This window comes from Enterovibrio calviensis DSM 14347, assembly GCF_000621165.1.
In the GTDB taxonomy this organism is placed as follows: Bacteria; Pseudomonadota; Gammaproteobacteria; order Enterobacterales; family Vibrionaceae; genus Enterovibrio; species Enterovibrio calviensis.
Map to the genome: position 1 here is coordinate 153,669 of NZ_JHZA01000012.1, position 17,166 is coordinate 170,834.

A 17,166-nucleotide genomic window follows, 5' to 3' on the forward strand; every position below is an offset into this window, starting at 1 on the left:
GTCGATGCCAACATCATATCATTGGACCTTAATATTACCCAAACGTCTTCAAAAGGCAGGAAATCACCCATGATAGATACCCCGAAACGACCCGAAACGTGAACACAGCGGGCGAGATCCCAAAAATCCTGCAAAAACTATATCGCCCTTCCCTACCACTACGTATAATGCAGCCATTATGGTAAAGAAAAATTCAAAGAATAAAGCGGGCAGCAATACAATTGCGCAGAACCGCCAAGCTCGCCACGAGTACTTCATCGAAGACGATGTAGAAGTCGGGCTTGAGCTACAAGGATGGGAAGTGAAAGCCCTCCGTGCAGGCAAGGTCAATATCACGGAGAGCTATGTGTTCTTCCGCGATGGCGAAGCTTTCATGTCCGGTGCGACAATCACGCCACTTAACGTTGCTTCTACTCACGTAGTTGCAGACCCAACACGTGTGCGAAAACTGCTGCTTAAGCGTCGTGAACTCGACACCTTAATCGGCAAAGTGAACCGCGAAGGTTACACGGTGATCGCACTGTCTATGTACTGGAAACAGTCATGGGCTAAACTTAAGATTGGTCTGGCGAAAGGTAAAAAGCTTAATGACAAACGCGATGCATCGAAAGAACGCGATTGGCAGCGCGATAAAGCGCGTATCATGAAGTCCTCAGCCAGATAATCGTTGACGCAGCAGAGCTTTATGCTAGTATCTGCGACATAATTCCGGGGCTGATTCAGGATTCGACAGGATCAAGAAGGCTCGTGGAGCATGCCGAGGGGCGGTTTGCCTCGTAAAAAGCCGCAAAAAAATAGTCGCAAACGACGAAAACTACGCACTAGCAGCTTAATAACCTGCTAGCGCACTTCTACCCTAGCTTCCGCTTGTAAGACGGGGAATCATAGAAGTTCAAACCCAAACGAGATAGCGAGGGATGCTTTGACTAGAGAGCTGAACCGCGAAATAGAATTCTGGTATGTCTTTTTGTAGCGTGTCTATTCGCAGCACACTGACGAGAACAAAGATAGACTAAGCATGTAGCGCCATTAGTTAGACTGATTTTGGACGCGGGTTCAACTCCCGCCAGCTCCACCAAACGTTTGGAAAGGACTTGTAGATCAATGATTTACAAGTCCTTTTTGTATCTACAAGGTTTATGTGATCCACAAAGTGCTGCACAATGTGATCCACATATGACAAATGCCACCTATCTAACAACCCGAAATAATACCTACTACTTCAAAAAACGTATCCCTTCTGATCTACGCTGTATCTTTAATAAATCACACTTCTATACGTCATTAAAAACAACAAAATGGGCAACAGCCCTTTGCATGTCATCATCACTTGTAAGTCAAACAGACTTACTTTTTTCAAATACAAGAAAGAAGATGAATACAATGACGAATGAAGATCTAACTGAAACCATCTATGCAATTATGCATGGTACAAAGCCTAAAACAATAAACCCAAATACAAATGAATGGATATCAGTGCGTCTTATCAATCATCCAGACGGAACTACAGAACAAGTAACAGAAGTTCACCATGAAGGACAAACAAGTGAAGAAATAGCAGCGGATCACTGTTCACTTGAAATATTAACTGCACAACAAGCCCCTACTTCTACATCAACATCCCTAAAAGAACCAATTAACACATTATCTGACGTAGTAGAACGCTTTATGGCATCCAAAACTGCATCAGGAACAGTTCAAGACAAAGGACTGGAAGCAAATAAAGCACATTTAACCTTACTTCTAGACTTCTTTGGTGCAGATACAAGTATCCGCACTATCCGACTTGAACAAGCAGAAGAATTTCGTAATTTACTATTAAAACTTCCACCTAATCGTTCAAAAAACAAGAAGTTAAAAGGTAAATCGTTATCTGAAATAGTAGATATGAATTTGAAACCACAAGCGATAGCGACTGTTAAAGGGACTATTCAAAAGTGTTCAACGTTTTTCCAATGGGCAACAAAAGCAGACTACGTAGATCAGAACTACTTCTACAAGATGCCAATGCCAAAAGATAACCGTAAAGAAAGCGAACAACGTGATCGTTGGTACAAAGAAGATCTACATAAACTGTTCAGTATGCCGATCTGGTCAGAACATAAGAATATTAAACATGCCTATTACTATTGGTTGCCCTTGTTATCCTTATATACAGGCGCACGTTTAAATGAACTTGCCCAAATGAAACCAGATAACGTTATACATGCAGATAATATTCAATGCTTTCAAATCACAGATGAAGATGAAGGTCAGAAACTGAAAAACACCAGTTCTAAACGTCTAATTCCAGTGCATCCACACCTAATTGAACTTGGTTTTGATGAATACCTAAAACAACGGCAAGGTAAAGAATGGTTATTTGATGGTTTACTTACAAATAATGGTGATTTACCACGTGATGGCTTTTCACATAACGCTTCAAAGTGGTTCAACCGCTTACGTAAGCAGAATAACCTTTCACATGTAGACTTCCATAGTTTCAGACATACTGTTGCTGATGAATTAAAGCAAAATCAAGTACCAGCACAACAAGCGTCTTCATTACTTGGGCATAAAGATCAGACAATTACATATGCACGTTATGGTAAAGATCTGAATATTCGATTAATGAATAAAACCGTTCAAGTATTAGATTTCACAGACGTATTGAAGAACGTAAAGCCTTGGCAGTAAGGCTTGATAGCAATCACATCCGAATTAAATGAAACTGGTATAGTATCCCGATAATGATAATCGGGATAACTTGATGTTTAAGAACATAAAATCAATAAAGAACTTCGGTATCTTCAAAGATACCAAGACTAATGCAGGTCAACCATTCCTTCAGTTTAACCTGTTCTATGGCTTCAACTATTCAGGTAAAACTACACTATCACGAATCTTCAGAGCCATGCAGCAAGGACATCTTCACGAAGACTTTGCAGGTGCAACTTTTACTGTTGAGCGTCATGAAGGTACATCAGTATCAAGTGCTGCGTTAACCCCTATCACAAACCTTCGTGTCTTTAATTCCGATTACATCAAGGACAACGTTAACTTTATCGATTCAAGTGTGAACCCAGTGCTGATAGTTGGTGAACCTAATATTGAATTGGAAACGGAGTTAAAGCGCATAGAAGACGTTGATATTCCAGCCAAAGAATTGGAACGCGATCAGCATAAAAAGTCAGCCGACGATAAACAGGCTGAAAAAGATAACCGACTGAAAACGGTTGGTCAGGTGGTCAGCGCCTTGAACGTATTAGGCGGTTCTACTTTCACCCGCACAGGCGTTACCCCTTTGTTGACGCAAGTTACTGCGAAAGACTTAAAGACATGTGCAGAACTTGATCAACTGATGGACACTGCACGTTCTAAACAGGCCGATACAGTAAATCTTGCTTCAATAAAAATCCCTGATATAACTGTTTTATTAGAACAAATAGAATCGGTTCTGGCGGAATCTGTAACCCGTACAACTATCGAAGAACTTGAAGCCAATGCAGTTCTTCGTAAATGGGTTGAGGATGGTCTGAAGCATCATCACGAACCAGAGGTATGCCAGTTCTGTAAGAACCCATTAACTGCTGATCGCCTTGATGAGCTAAATGGCTACTTTTCAGATACATACAAAAACTTATCTACAAAAATCAACGCCGCTATAAAGCAAGTTCAAGGCATTTCACTATCGCATTCTATTCCGAAAGCAACCAATCTATATGCGGATTTACAGCAAGGCTATGATGCCCTTAGTGATCAAATTCAGCCATTAGATGAACAAGTCGAAGGTGTTAAGAATTCACTTCTTAAAGCCTTGGAAGATAAGCGTGAACGAATGGAAGAAATTGTTCCATTTTCACCTTCTGATTATCCTATGCCTGATGCATTAGAATTAGTGCAATTGTTCAATACGCCAATAAACGAGCACAACCGTCGTTCATTACAGCATGGAGCCGAACAGACCAAGGCACGTGATGCGATTAAACGTCACTATGCTTATGCTGAAACTACTGAATACGACCATCCAGAAGCGACGATACAGGTTAAAGCGTTCAAAGATGAACACCAAGCCACCTTGACTGAAATTATCCGCTTGAATACCCGAATAAGGGAAATCAAGGCTGAACTTCGTAATGTTAAGCAAGGGGCTGATAATCTGAATGATAACCTTCGGTTGTATTTCGGTAAGACTGATATTGAAATCCAACCTATCGGTGAAACCTACCAGTTCGTGCGTGAAGGACGACCAGCGAAACACTTATCTGATGGTGAACGAACGGCTATAGCATTTGCATATTTCATCACAGAACTGGAAGATGAATCCTTGAAGGGCACGAAGCCGATTGTGTACTTGGATGACCCGATCTGTAGTCTTGATTCAAACCACATCTATAATGTACTTGGGATTATTAAAGATAAGTTGAATCATGACAAAGTTGAGCAGTTGTTTATATCAACGCATAACTTCGAATTCTTCAACTTGGTGAAGACATGGTTCAGTTATTACCAAAGAAAGCCACGACGTGCCCAGTTCTACTTAGTCAACCGTAAGGTAGATCAGTCAAGCATTTGTGAATTGCCTGAATTACTGCTGAATTATAAGTCAGAATACGCCTATCTAATCAGTAAGATTAAAGAAGCAATACAACATCCAGAGCAGTTTGATGCAATCAGTGTTCAAGCCTATATTCGTAAGATATTGGAAGTCTATTTTTCATTCAGATTTAATCTGTCTGAATTCAAGAAACAGGGACAAGATTTTATAGCCCCAAATTTCTTAAAAGGTATCGAAGGTGCAGAGGTTAAATCCAGTACCCTTTACGAATACATGAATGAGAAGTGTCACGCGAAGTCGATAGTACAAGGTTTAGAATTACCAGAAGCGGTTCAACCACAGTTAGTCCATATCTGGGATATCATTGGCGAAGCCATTAGAACGAACGATAAGCCACACTACGACGCTTATTACGCTTAACCCTGAACAATGTATTACTTCCCCTTATAAGCCACTGGTAGCAATGCTGGTGGCTTTTATTTTTGGACAAGTAATAATCGTGTGTCACGCGCGCGCGATCCTTTTAACTATAATGATACTTTAATATCAATGACTTACGATTAACAGAATACAGACTTAGTAGTGTGTTAGTGATACAGGACATCAGATGTCATCCAAAATTAAAGCATCAGTTAGTCGCGCCTTAGTCTAACAAATTCGATATAAATCAAGTGTTAGTCGCTGTAGTCGTATTAGTCGCGGATCACCACTTAAGCATTACGTTAACAACAGTATTTTTAGGCACTTTCAGAAGTCATGTCATAATAAAAGTATAACGAAGATAAAGTTATAAATACTATTGTAATCAGATGATTACCTTATACTGATCTATAGGCGGTGAAGTATAACGATGAACAAATTCCTATGTATGGCTTAGGCGATACAGACAAAATTAGTAGAAAATCAGATGTGTTTCACCGCCTAAAAGTTCAACACATCAGGTTTTTGAAAACATAGCCCGATGTGTAAAAGCATTGGGCTTTTTTATGCCTGATGAAAATTACAGGGAAGATAAATGGTAGTAAGACGTAACTACCACGTGTGTAGGGCTTCATAGGTATCTTAACAGACCGTGTGTTGCACATATGAAGGCAGGGCTTCCCCTGCGACTTGAAGAACTATTGATGTGCCCAAACGGAAGGACTACATATCGATACACGCGCAAGGATAAAGAAAGACGGACTTATGTGCCAATCGTAGTTGATTGGGTGAGCATAAATGGAAATGATGTAAATCTGATTTTTCGATTAGATTTCGGACTATTACAATAGTTTGCTTTGTTGTGATAGTGGTGGGGTTAACGCCCTGACCGTAGTGAAGAAAGGACGCACTGACACAGGTATAGCACTACCGCCTGTGGATTTAGGTGTAAGCAAATATTAGCGATGTACTGCTAAACTAAGACCCTTGTCCAGTGTGGATCAAAAGCACTGACGGGGGGAATAAAATATTGCTTCTACCAACTACCTAATGTGTCTTGAAAACACTTTGGTGTTTTCGTTAAAGATGATTGTTTCTTATTCCAATTAAAAGACATGCGGATTATCGAAATGATGCGCGAACAGCGCTTCAGTTTGATGGACGCAAAGCGATTGCTTGCAATCGGTTTCTTTATAATTACTTCATGCACTTCCTATTTCTTCCTTTAAATACTATGGCATCGCTGCACTTCGTTCCGCTACTACTTGGGCGTGACTGCGCACTTCGTTTGCCAAAGAAAACGGCTATTTGAAGCCGTCAGAAAGGAATTTACATGAACAACAAAGACACAATGAAAATACAAAAAATCATGCGTAATCCAGATGAAACAGATCCATGTATTCTAAAGGAAGTAGTTCTTCTTTTGAGTAAGGAGATGCAATGAGAGATATAACAAATGCACAAAGAAACACATGTATTTGCATTACATGTGATTACTTCAAAAGAAGCGGAATACATTTAGTACCCGACATGTTTCATGAAACAGATCAAGATGATTATAAATTCATAATGCAAGATGCATGGCTTGAATACATATTAGATATAGAAGACCTGTCGATCAGATACACAGTAAGTATATCAACAATGCAAAAACCAGAACGCTTTGTTGTGAACATTACTAATAACGGCGGAATGGATCATGTTAATGAGTACGAAACGTTTGAGATTCATGAACACTTAATGCAGCAATACATCAGTGATGATGAAGGTTATAAAGAAGAAGTAAATCAGAATCCAGTATTCAGCAATTGGCTTTGAGCAGTAACGTCATTACAACGTGACAGAGTTCGGTCTAAACACCGCGCACATTTGCTGGTGGTTTATATGCACAAATAAAGTAGCATCAAAAATTGACCGTTAGCTGATACCATTTCTAATATGCCATTTCAGTATCATAAATCATACCTATTGACTTTGTGATACCACAGAGTGATGATACCACCCATAGATGATACCAATTAAAACTAAACGGATACTAATGCGAACATTTGCTTACTGCCGAGTTTCAACAACGGAACAAACAACCGAAAACCAAATTGTTGCTATTAGAAATTCTGGCTACAGCGTTGACGACAGTCGCGTGATATCTGAAACGGTATCCGGTGCAACGTCAGCAATGCTACGTCCAAATTTCAAAGCACTGGTTGACCACAAACTTGAACCAAACGATACGTTGATTGTGTTGAAGCTTGATCGTCTTGGGCGTGACAATATAGATGTACAGCAAACAGTTGAATTGCTAATTCAGAAAGGAATTCATGTTGTTTGTTTAGACCTACCAACACCCGACCTTTCATCTTCACAAGGTAAGTTGATGCTTCAAATGTTCAGTGCTTTTGCTGAATTTGAACGCAACCGCATCAGTGAAAGAACGAAAGAAGGGCTTGAACGTGCAAAGCAGCAAGGGAAGAAATTAGGTAGACCAGAAGCACAAGAAACCACTAAGCAGGTTCAGTATTACAAGGCACAAGGATTATCACAGTCCAAAACTGCTGCCGCTACAAGCCTTGGAATCGCTACAGTAAAGCGTCACTGGAATAAGTAATACAACAGGACACACAACGGACAACAGCTTCATCATCGACGTTTAATGCAAGATTCTTATTGGTTCGCTTTTTAAAATAAGTAAAAGGCGAACAATAGTATTAAACCTATAACAGCGAATACCAGCCCGAAGCCCCCCATACCCTAAAATCAGCCAAAAAACCTATTCCTTACCCCACCCATCGAAAACTTTTGACCATTTTTTTATCAGCCAGCCTGACTTTTTAAGACGCGGGTTCAGTTCCCTACTGCGCATTTATTGCTAAATCTACTGATCCACAAAGTGCTACACATACTGATCCACATAATGCTATATTCAACGTAACTTATTATTATATAAGCCTTTGTTATGATGGTCTGACGGTCACAGCACTTCCCGCCAGCTCCACCAATCGATTGGAAAAGGCCAACCTGAAAGGGTTGGCCTTTTTTATTGTCCGATCCGACCTGAATCAAGCCGTTTTTGATTAATCCCTCACACTTACTATATTAAATTATCCGCGATAAGGGATATAACATTGCGTATACCTTATAAGGGATATAGCTTTAAATATAACGTAAAAGGGATAATTGACAGCATATACCTTTAAAGAGATATTTCCTTATAGGGAGCGGTTGTGATGATTTATAGCCCGCAACAATTAGCAAACCACTTAAAACTACTTCGCACTAAGCACAAGCTCACTCAAGCAGAGCTGGCCCAGCGTGTTGGTTTGAAGCAGGCTACGTTATCCAACTTTGAAAATAACCCCGACACCACACAACTCAAAACCGTGTTTAAGATCATCCAAGCACTCGGTGTGAAAATTGACATACTCTCGGAAGAGAAAACTCCCATCGCAAAATCCGATGAAGAGGTATGGTGATGGAAACCTTAGTGGCCTACATGAACGGAGAGCGTGTTGGTGAATTCATGAAGCTGTCGAACGGCGCACATGAATTTCAGTACGATGCACAATGGATTGAAAACCCCAAAGGCAGGCCGCTGTCACTTTCCTTACCGCTTCAATATAAAAAGCACGCATCCAGCCACGTCATTAACTACTTCGATAACCTGCTGCCCGACCTCAACGAAATTAGAGACCGTATTGTTGCGCGCTATCAAGCCGACTCTCGGCAAGCCTTCGATTTGTTGAAACAGGTCGGCAAAGACAGTGTTGGGGCCGTTGCGCTCTATGAACCCAATGAAGACACTCCCACGTTTAAGCAGCTGGACTATGACGTTCTCACCAATGAGCGCTTGGAGAAAGTCCTAAGTGCCTACAATGCCAACATCCCTTTAGGCATGCTTAGTGATGAAGACGATTTCCGTATTTCCGTCGCTGGCGCACAAGAAAAGACCGCACTTTTAAAACTGGGGAATGATTGGTGCATGCCTAAATACGCAACACCAACAACGCATATCATCAAACTGCCTATTGGCGAGATAAAACAGCCTAGCGCCACGCTTGATATGAGCGACAGCGTCGAAAATGAATATCTCTGCCTGCTGCTCGCCAAAGCGCTCGGCCTTAACGTGCCCAACGCAGAGATCATTCACTGTAACGGCATCAAAGCCCTTGCCGTCGAGCGCTTCGACAGACGCTGGTCAAAAGACAAAGCCTGGCTATTACGCCTGCCACAAGAAGACATGTGCCAAGCCTTTGGTAAACCTTCTGCCATCAAATATGAAAGCGACGGTGGAGTGGGAATTAAAGACATCATGAAGCTACTTCTGGGCTCAAGCAATGCACTGGAAGATCGTGAAGCCTTTATGCGTTTTCAGGTATTCCAATGGATTATCGGAGCGACGGACGGTCATGCGAAAAACTTCTCGATTTTCCTTGGTGCTGGCGGCAGTTATCAACTTACCCCGTTCTACGACATCCTTTCGGCTTACCCCATATTAGGAGGCAAAGGGCTGCACCTTCGCTCCCTAAAGCTAGCCATGGGGCTAAAGGCCAACAAAGGGCGAAAGTACAAACTCGTTAAGATATTTGCTCGCCATTTTTTGGCAACCGCCAAAGAGGTAGGATTTAGTACGCAGAGAATGCAGGCGATCTTGGATGAATTTGCCAACCAACTTCCTTACGCCGTCGAGCAGGTCAAACAGCAACTTCCAGAAGCATTTCCAGAACATGTTTCGACGGCGATTTTTGAGCAGTCGTTGAAGATGGTGAATAGAGATTCTTTGGTGCAATAATACGTTCTATCTCATTCTTTCAGTAAACACACCAGAAACCAGTAACGTTACAGGTCGCGAAAAATACCGATTAAGTCGTCAAACTCAACCCACAGTCAATTTCACAGCCAGTTACCACATATCACCAGGCATCAGCACATTAAGCTTCCAAGAAATGTTTAACAGTTATATTCCAGTATGACCCGCAAACTCCACCTCTCAAAAATATCTAAAACCATGGTGCGTCCATATTGTTCTTTGGTTTGCGCACGGGCTAGAATAAATTAGTTTTTTACCCATTACACTGTATTCGGTATACTCTTTACTTGGAACTCGCCTTGCAGTGGTTTGTAATTAGAGGTGAAACCAGTTCTAAATAACTGATCCTAATTGTGAGTCTTTTTCGCCATCCCATGCCCTGAGCCAGGATAAGGTGATAACGTCGCCATAAAGTGCTTTACCTGTGCTAAGAGTTGATACATGTATTTGCATTGATGATTGCGCTTGATCGTCTCATGCAATGCATGCCATAGTCTTTCTATCACATTGACCCAAGGGCAATAGACGGGCTGAAATAACAAGACAAATTTGGGGTTAGCTGCCAGCCATATATTCGTTTTTCGACTCTTGTGAATGACATAGTTGTCGAGCACCAAAATGATTTTTTTCGCCTTCCTATAATACCGTTTGAGCTTCTCCAGCATGGCGATAAGTAAGTTGGGATCTTTCTTGGTGCCTGAGACATAAATAACGTTCCCCGTTTTGGCGTGCAGTGCACCTGCGAGATAGTGTTTCTCGTTCTTTCCTAGCGTGACCACTTTTTTCTGTTGACCTTTGAGCGTCCAATCAGCGCCAATCTTAGGGTTCAAGTCTATATCGACTTCATCTTCGTAAAAGACAGGATTCTCCGGGTCACATTGGTCTAAAGCCTTTTGGATTGCCGCCAGTTTCTCTGCTTTTTCAGGGTCTTTAATACGTAGGGTTGGCGCGGCTCTTCGCCAGACGACACCCATCCTCGGTAGCCAACACCTGACTGTAGAAGCCGCGACACGAGATTTGAACGTTTTGTTGAGCTGATTAGCGAGAAGCTCTGTACTCCATCGGCTTCGTTGAAATCCAAAGTCTTGTGGTGACGTTTGGATAAGCACGAGCAAAATGGCACACATTTGTTCAACAGGTAGCGAGCACGGTCTCCCCGAAGGCTGAGATTTCAAAGCATCGATTCCACCGTCGGTGTACCAATTTATCCATCGACCAATGGAGGACCGCGCTGCACCCGTAGTTTCGCTGACAGCAACAATCGTTTTTCCTTGGGCTAAAAGCAACATCGCCATCAAACGGCGAGAAAATCCCTTATCTGCGGTGCGTTGAATTGCTTTGTGGATGCGTCGTCTTTCTGCTCGGTCGATCGGTGCTATGATGGCCATCACTCAGTCCTTTTTGTAGGTTTTTTCTGTTTGGCGATAGATCAGATCGCGCAAACTGGACTGAGTTTCTCTTACCTTTGAGATCTACTATTAGGAACAGCTATTTAGTTAGTCGTTTAGGATTAGCACACTACCAAAGTGAATACTAATGTGAGGCCATAATACGTAATATCTCTCCCCAACACTCGATAGAAAGCTAAAGCATTGAAATAATTATAATATTAACTCGCTCATCGTAGCCTGTCACAATTGCATCAGCGCACCCCTTACAACAATTAACCAGCATTTACCCCAAGATTTCGCAACACACATGTAGCAATTTAGATCTAATAGTATCAAATCTTCTTAGAGATAAGTTTATCTGCACTTGTAATCACGCAGAGATACCTAAGACGCCATTAAAGTCAAGTCCGTCCATTCAGTAACACCCAAGTTAAAGCACAATTAATTTCCAAAGAAGGGGGGAATCATGATACCCTGCGACTATTGATAAAGCAGACTATAAAGTTCGCGCTCTTTCCCGATCTTGCTCTTTTACATTTGACGATTTACATAAACCAGCATCACCTTTGGAATCATGAAATATTTAGTAAGCAATTTGACGAGATGATTTTCATTTTGGCCTCCAACCACATTAAAGAAGTATGTACCTCTCCCCCCCTCTCCAGAAAAAACGCTAAGACTTAGAAGTAAAACCAATGACTTTAACCATCATTTTAGGCAAAAAAAGGAGAGCCTTGTATATCACCGATGAATGACATGAGAATTTTACCCCCTATTTAAGCAAGAGGTCTGTATTGAAATTATAAATTTCAATTTTATTAATCACAGTAAGCCTACTGAAAACAAATTAATTTCTTAAACCGCATTCACTCTGAGAAATGTCAACTCTTTATTTAGTAAACATCTAACAACTCTCCCCCCCCTAGAGAAGCAATAAATGGATCAATATATTAAATAGAAAAACATCCCTCATTCAAGTCAAAACTCGAAACCACAATAGATTACACAAAATTTATCGATCAGAGCCAATAGTTATAGAGCACCTAGAAAGGCTTTCTACTGCAGCATTGAAAAGAGTACAAAACATTACAAAAGAAAAGGTACTGAACATTGGATTATCACCTAGTTAGTGAAGAAATATATAACAAACTATCTTTAGAAGCTGAAAGAGGTAAACTTGTTGGCGGAACTCAATTCACCCTTGGCCAGAGCTCCATTTTAATAGCATCAAAGGATGGAATAGGTAAGTTAATTGAAGAGTGGCTGGGGACTTGGGCCATTAAAAATGGCATTAATATTTCCCCAAACCAAGGAGGACAGTCATTTCCCGACTTTTACATTAACAAAGACAACAGTTACTTAGAAATTAAAGCATTTGATTTAGATGCTTCTGCCAATTTCGATATTGCAAATTTTGAATCTTACTGTGAATCTTTATCTTATAACCCTAGTCGATTAAATGCTGATTACTTAATATTTGGTTACCAGTTATGCGGTAGTGAGTTACGCATTGAGAAAGTATGGCTTAAAAAAATCTGGGAAATATCATGCTCATCAGAAAGATTCCCATTAAAAGTCCAAGCCAAAAGAGATGTTATTTATAATATCCGCCCAGCCACTTGGTATTCTTCCAAGGCAAGAACTCAAGTTTTCAGAACGGCTAATGATTTTGTAAATGCTCTCTACTCAACACAGAAAATTTATTTAAATATTGAAATTTCGGAAGAAGAAGAGCGTTTTCATAGGAACACAAGAAAATAATAAAAAATAAAGGATGGGGATAACCCATCCTTTACTTATTCAAATCACCTTCTTTGCCACCTCTTTAATTACTGGCACAACCACAGTATTTCCAATTAAGTCGTATAGCTCTTTTTGTTTGATGTTTACTTTATAATCATCAGGAAAACCAAATAATCTCAGACATTCACGGTCGGTTAAAGTTCTAATACCGTCAGCATCTAAAACACCAAGCTTACTAGTTTCAGTTGCTACAATTGTGTTTGAAATACAGTTTGGATCTAAAATCTTATTTAGTTCAAAGCTCAGTTTTCCAGTTACAATATTGTAACCTTTTGGCTTGGTTGAATCTGGCTCTCTTTTAGTTGTGCCATTTTCTAAGTGTATCAATTCTTTTGGATGTTCAAACTTTATATAACCCTTAAGAACTAGATCATCTAACATCGATTGAAGGTTATCTTTTGATACTGAAGTATAAAATGTCGCTATTTGGTCTAAAGTTAACGGCATTCCATCCATCCAGGCTATCCCTATCTCGGAAGCCCATTTTTTTTGTCTACGTTGCTTTAAAAGCATACCCATTAGTTTTTTTTGCTCTGGACTTACTGAGCCCTTTAGCTCTAAATCCCAACTATGAATGTTAGTTTCCCCCCCCCTTTTATCCTTAATGCTTTTTCCATATAGGTCGTGGCGTTCGTATAAGTTCAATAAACGTCGTCTAAACGGTGTATCTTGGCACGGTTGATGTTGCTCTAGGATATCGCCTAACTTTGCCGTTGATAGATTAAAATCACTTAAATCAGGTTTAAAATCCAAATGGCCAGCAATATAAATACGCTCTCTTTTTTGGGCAACACCGAATTTACTTGAATCCAAAACAGACCAAGACACTCTATAACCTAGCCCTTCTAATATAGTTAGAATAGTTTCAAGTGTTTCTCCAGTTTCTTTTCCTGGTCTTCTTTTAGGGTGAGTTACAAGACCTGGTACGTTTTCGAGCAAAAAACCTTTTGGTTTTTTTTCTTTAAGAATTCGTGCTATATGGAAAAACAACGTTCCTCTTGAGTCCTCGAATCCGTGTCTTTTTCCGGCAGAACTAAATGCTTGGCAAGGAAAGCCACCTAGTAGAAAATCAAAATCAGGTATATCTGTCGATTCTATAGAAGTAATATCCCCACTAACTTCATCTTTAAAATTATATTCATAGATACTTTTCGCATATTCTTTAATTTCAGATGTAAAAACACAAGTTGCTTTAATGCCTTTCTCTTCACAAGCCTGCTCAAAACCTATCCTTGTTCCACCCATTCCTGCAAATAAGTCAATAAATTTCATAATACTCTGTCGTTCCGTTAGTGTTCTGTAGATGCTAACTGATTTAGGGTTATGGATCCACTACTTTATGTAAATTAGTTTGCCGAGCAGTTGACTATTCTCTAAACGCCTTACTGCTTCCTTCCCATATGCAACTAGCACTGATGGTGCTCCACAGTTTTCTCTAGCTTGGCGGCCATCGGGAAAACAAAATTTAATTCTTGATTGAATGAAAAATATAGCTTGAGCTTTAGGCCAAACACTCTCGAAAAACATTTTGGTTTCTGTTCTGGCAAAAACCAACGCTACCCCATTGTTATGCTCAGCCATTTTTTTCAACCAATGTTGAGTTTGTGAACCGTATGGAGGATTACACCAAACAAAACCAAACCAGTCTTGTACTAACCCGTCATCAATCAGTGTAAAATGCGAATCGGCGGTAGGCCATGGCCGAACTTTTTCTGTACATGGGTCTAAGTCAAACGGGCCAATATCATCGATGATATACTTTGGCGTTAGCCAAACATCGGAAGTTTCAAGTGTTCTAGGACGTGTCGCTTTCATAAATTATATACTGTATAAAATCACAGTTCAATTCAACCAAAAGATTTATGATACCGATTAACACGTAAAGATAAACCATCGGTTTTCCACCTGAGAGAAATGCGCCTTCCGCTAAATCATCTGCAGTGAGGTCTTTGAGCTCCCCCCTCCCCACCACCCCGCATGATTATGGAGCTGGGTTTTTTGGTCGAATCCAGTAAAGCGCCACCAGCCCGAGTGGAATGGCAACACGTCCATCACTTCTATCGTTCATGGCACCGGGATGCGCGTCTGCAATACGCAGTAGCGTTCTCAACAATGCCAGCTTGTAGGTCGATGATTTATTGTCATTCACGATCACATGGCGAGCGGTGAGCAAATCGCCTGATCCATCATCGGGCAGCGTTAACACGACAGTCTGCCATTTGACGCTGTCACGCCCAAGGGAGTCGGCCCGCACGTCTGTTTTAAACCGCACTTGCAAGGCATGGTCTTTGGCGTATTACTCAATTTCCTCTACTGAGACTGAATGTGCGGTTCTCGCATCGTCAAAACTACCGTGACGAAGGGTGATCACCAATCAGCCATTTGGCGCTAACAAGTTGGCGAGTTTTCGAAAGGCGCGGGGTCTGTCTCTGGGCGCGATGTGCATCCAAACGGCTGACAGCAAAATGCAGTCAAAACGCAGGCTAAGCTGATTCACCACTTTCAATTCTGGCAAGGTGTCTGAAAGCCACGTGACGCAAAGCGATTGGGTACGAGATTCGCCAATCGCCCGAAACGCATCGGCGGGTTCAACGGCGTAAACGTCGCAGCCACGCTTAGCAAACCATGTGGCATCACTGCCATTGCCGGTGCCCACATCCAGCACTTTACAGGTGCGATCATTGCCTTCAGGCCAGTACGCGCGCCAGCTGTCGTGAACCTGCTCAAAACTCACTTGCTGATATTGGGCATCAAGTGTTTGTGCGTGGGTATGGTAATGCTGAATTGTTCGGTTCATGGCGGCGGTAATTATGAGTGGTTTGTCAATTTTACTTTGTATGGCCTTTTATGCACGGCTAATTGGATGAAAACGCGATGACGGTTGAATGCAGTCGCTACAAAATAAACGCATTACGCCCTCCAAATCAGTGGATCATTTACGCACCAACACATCGACTGATTGATAGACCGTAGGGAAGATGGATTCGTATTTCAGGAAAAATCTTGGCTCCAACTCCCCCTATCAATAAGCGTATAAATCACTCAACTGGTGTCATTGTTTCTCCATTCATTAAAGCAATCTCAAGTCCCAAGTAGGAGCCAAGATCCGTTAGAACCACTTCATCTAGGGCAGAGCCTTCATAGATAAACAGACCTTCATAATAAAGCTCATCAGGTGAGTTCATTGTTACCTTGATTCTATAATTTGGATGATCGGATTCGATAATTTTAAAGCCCACACCACCGTCAGGTGCGTCATACCAAATCACATCCCCAACCACCTGAGCATCGGCCTGTTTCCCTTTAGAGACGACGGTAAGAAGGCCATACATGAATATAGACAACGCCACGACGACAGCGGTCAGGAAAAACAAACACCACTTAAGGACTTTTTTCGTCTTATTTAGGGACATTGGGCGAGCCTATTACCTGTTGATTAGTCATGTTCAAAGTGACATTGGAGCAAAGATACACTAAAAAAACAGCATGCTTTTCACCCATTCTTTCATGTGGATTGATAAGCAACTTTTCGCCCGCTGAGCCATTTCTTGCCTAAATATCGGGTAAGATTTCGCCCTACCAACAAACAAAACAACATAACTTACTGTATTTATTAAATAATAGTGATGGCACGAATTGTGATTGGTTGTGTATTCTTCTTAATCGCAATCTAAAAGGACATTACGATGCCAACTCCTTGTTATATCGCCATCGAAGGCAAAACTCAGGGCAACATCACCGCTGGCGCATTTACCGCTGATTCTGTCGGTAACATCTATGTAGAAGGCCATGAAGATCAAATGCTGGTACAAGCCTTTGACCACATCGTGACGGTTCCAACTGATCCACAAAGCGGTCAGCCTTCAGGTCAACGTGTTCACAAGCCGTTTAAGTTCACCGTGGCGCTGAACAAAGCCGTTCCGTTGATGTACAACTCACTGGCATCGGGCGAAATGCTGCCGAAGATTGAGCTCAAGTGGTACCGCACTTCTGTAGAAGGTAAGCAAGAGCATTTCTTCTCGACCATTCTGACGGACGGTACCATCATCGATATCGACTGCCAAATGCCGCATTGTCAGGACGCTGAAAAGAAAGAGTTCACCCAACTGGTGACTGTGTCTGTTGCCTACCGCAAGATTGATTGGGAGCACACTGTAGCTGGTACTTCGGGTGCGGATGACTGGCGCGCGCCGATTGAAGCATAAGGCTTC

The 17,166-nt window shown here is 41.4% G+C and carries 13 protein-coding genes, 1 other RNA gene and 1 pseudogene; 10 read left to right on the top strand and 5 right to left on the bottom strand.

What is annotated here, in order from left to right; genetic code table 11:
- The first annotated feature begins 178 nt into the window (after nucleotides 1-178).
- From smpB to Q365_RS0113030, 8 genes are all read left to right on the top strand, one after another.
- Nucleotides 179-664, top strand: coding sequence for an SsrA-binding protein SmpB (smpB, locus tag Q365_RS0112995; protein WP_028023748.1), 486 nt, complete (start codon nucleotides 179-181; stop codon nucleotides 662-664).
- 46 nt (nucleotides 665-710) lie between these two features.
- Nucleotides 711-1,078, top strand: a transfer-messenger RNA (tmRNA) gene (ssrA, locus tag Q365_RS26480).
- A gap of 26 nt (nucleotides 1,079-1,104) precedes the next feature.
- Complete coding sequence (locus tag Q365_RS25705) at nucleotides 1,105-2,676, top strand: site-specific integrase (protein WP_081796250.1); 1,572 nt, start codon at nucleotides 1,105-1,107, stop codon at nucleotides 2,674-2,676.
- Nucleotides 2,677-2,749: 73 nt separating this feature from the next.
- Complete coding sequence (locus Q365_RS0113005) at nucleotides 2,750-4,957, top strand: AAA family ATPase (RefSeq protein ID WP_028023749.1); 2,208 nt, start codon at nucleotides 2,750-2,752, stop codon at nucleotides 4,955-4,957.
- A 1,440-nt stretch (nucleotides 4,958-6,397) separates the two neighbouring features.
- Nucleotides 6,398-6,775 carry a hypothetical protein gene (locus Q365_RS0113015; protein ID WP_028023750.1) on the top strand — a complete coding sequence of 126 codons (378 nt, stop codon included), beginning with the start codon at nucleotides 6,398-6,400 and terminating at the stop codon, nucleotides 6,773-6,775.
- A gap of 220 nt (nucleotides 6,776-6,995) precedes the next feature.
- Entirely contained in the window at nucleotides 6,996-7,562 is a 567-nt protein-coding gene (locus tag Q365_RS0113020; protein WP_017098053.1) for a recombinase family protein, read from the top strand.
- A 619-nt stretch (nucleotides 7,563-8,181) separates the two neighbouring features.
- Nucleotides 8,182-8,427, top strand: coding sequence for a type II toxin-antitoxin system antitoxin HipB (hipB, locus tag Q365_RS0113025; protein ID WP_028023751.1), 246 nt, complete (start codon nucleotides 8,182-8,184; stop codon nucleotides 8,425-8,427).
- Nucleotides 8,427-9,743 (top strand): type II toxin-antitoxin system HipA family toxin, encoded by a 1,317-nt coding sequence (locus tag Q365_RS0113030; RefSeq protein WP_028023752.1) that lies wholly within the window; start codon nucleotides 8,427-8,429, stop codon nucleotides 9,741-9,743. The genes hipB and Q365_RS0113030 overlap by 1 nt, the downstream gene beginning before the upstream one ends.
- A gap of 365 nt (nucleotides 9,744-10,108) precedes the next feature.
- Here Q365_RS0113030 and Q365_RS0113035 read toward each other — a convergent pair whose 3' ends face one another.
- A complete protein-coding gene (locus Q365_RS0113035) occupies nucleotides 10,109-11,149 on the bottom strand; it encodes an IS630 family transposase (RefSeq protein WP_028023753.1) in 1,041 nt (346 codons plus the stop codon).
- 1,113 nt (nucleotides 11,150-12,262) lie between these two features.
- On the opposite strand from Q365_RS0113035, the gene Q365_RS25710 reads away from it, so the two are divergent.
- On the top strand, nucleotides 12,263-12,913 hold the full coding sequence (locus Q365_RS25710; protein WP_035024972.1) for an NgoBV family restriction endonuclease: 651 nt from the start codon (nucleotides 12,263-12,265) through the stop codon (nucleotides 12,911-12,913).
- Nucleotides 12,914-12,952: 39 nt separating this feature from the next.
- Here Q365_RS25710 and dcm read toward each other — a convergent pair whose 3' ends face one another.
- The 4 genes and pseudogenes from dcm to Q365_RS27180 form a co-directional block, all read right to left on the bottom strand.
- Entirely contained in the window at nucleotides 12,953-14,227 is a 1,275-nt protein-coding gene (gene dcm, locus Q365_RS0113045) for a DNA (cytosine-5-)-methyltransferase (RefSeq protein WP_035024975.1), read from the bottom strand.
- A 60-nt stretch (nucleotides 14,228-14,287) separates the two neighbouring features.
- Complete coding sequence (locus tag Q365_RS0113050) at nucleotides 14,288-14,770, bottom strand: DNA N-6-adenine-methyltransferase (protein WP_028023755.1); 483 nt, start codon at nucleotides 14,768-14,770, stop codon at nucleotides 14,288-14,290.
- Between the two features lie 187 nt (nucleotides 14,771-14,957).
- Nucleotides 14,958-15,752 (bottom strand): annotated as a pseudogene (locus Q365_RS25715) (class I SAM-dependent methyltransferase); the annotation flags it as partial.
- 241 nt (nucleotides 15,753-15,993) lie between these two features.
- Nucleotides 15,994-16,368 (bottom strand): hypothetical protein, encoded by a 375-nt coding sequence (locus Q365_RS27180; RefSeq protein ID WP_245621547.1) that lies wholly within the window; start codon nucleotides 16,366-16,368, stop codon nucleotides 15,994-15,996.
- Between the two features lie 273 nt (nucleotides 16,369-16,641).
- Here Q365_RS27180 and Q365_RS0113070 point away from each other — a divergent pair, with 273 nt between their 5' ends.
- Nucleotides 16,642-17,160: an Hcp family type VI secretion system effector gene (locus Q365_RS0113070; RefSeq protein WP_028021530.1), complete on the top strand. Its 519-nt coding sequence runs from the start codon at nucleotides 16,642-16,644 to the stop codon at nucleotides 17,158-17,160.
- Nucleotides 17,161-17,166: the final 6 nt, after the last annotated feature.

Excerpts from the sequence above, each read along its gene's own strand:
- Q365_RS0113070 (WP_028021530.1), top strand. The coding sequence starts at position 16,642 with ATGCCAACTCCTTGTTATATCGCCATCGAAGGCAAAACTCAGGGCAAC.
- dcm (WP_035024975.1), bottom strand. The coding sequence starts at position 14,227 with ATGAAATTTATTGACTTATTTGCAGGAATGGGTGGAACAAGGATAGGT.
- Q365_RS0113015 (WP_028023750.1), top strand. The coding sequence starts at position 6,398 with ATGAGAGATATAACAAATGCACAAAGAAACACATGTATTTGCATTACA.
- Q365_RS0113030 (WP_028023752.1), top strand. The coding sequence starts at position 8,427 with ATGGAAACCTTAGTGGCCTACATGAACGGAGAGCGTGTTGGTGAATTC.
- Q365_RS0113020 (WP_017098053.1), top strand. The coding sequence starts at position 6,996 with ATGCGAACATTTGCTTACTGCCGAGTTTCAACAACGGAACAAACAACC.
- Q365_RS0113035 (WP_028023753.1), bottom strand. The coding sequence starts at position 11,149 with ATGGCCATCATAGCACCGATCGACCGAGCAGAAAGACGACGCATCCAC.
- hipB (WP_028023751.1), top strand. The coding sequence starts at position 8,182 with ATGATTTATAGCCCGCAACAATTAGCAAACCACTTAAAACTACTTCGC.
- smpB (WP_028023748.1), top strand. The coding sequence starts at position 179 with ATGGTAAAGAAAAATTCAAAGAATAAAGCGGGCAGCAATACAATTGCG.
- Q365_RS0113005 (WP_028023749.1), top strand. The coding sequence starts at position 2,750 with ATGTTTAAGAACATAAAATCAATAAAGAACTTCGGTATCTTCAAAGAT.
- Q365_RS0113050 (WP_028023755.1), bottom strand. The coding sequence starts at position 14,770 with ATGAAAGCGACACGTCCTAGAACACTTGAAACTTCCGATGTTTGGCTA.
- Q365_RS27180 (WP_245621547.1), bottom strand. The coding sequence starts at position 16,368 with ATGTCCCTAAATAAGACGAAAAAAGTCCTTAAGTGGTGTTTGTTTTTC.
- Q365_RS25705 (WP_081796250.1), top strand. The coding sequence starts at position 1,105 with ATGATTTACAAGTCCTTTTTGTATCTACAAGGTTTATGTGATCCACAA.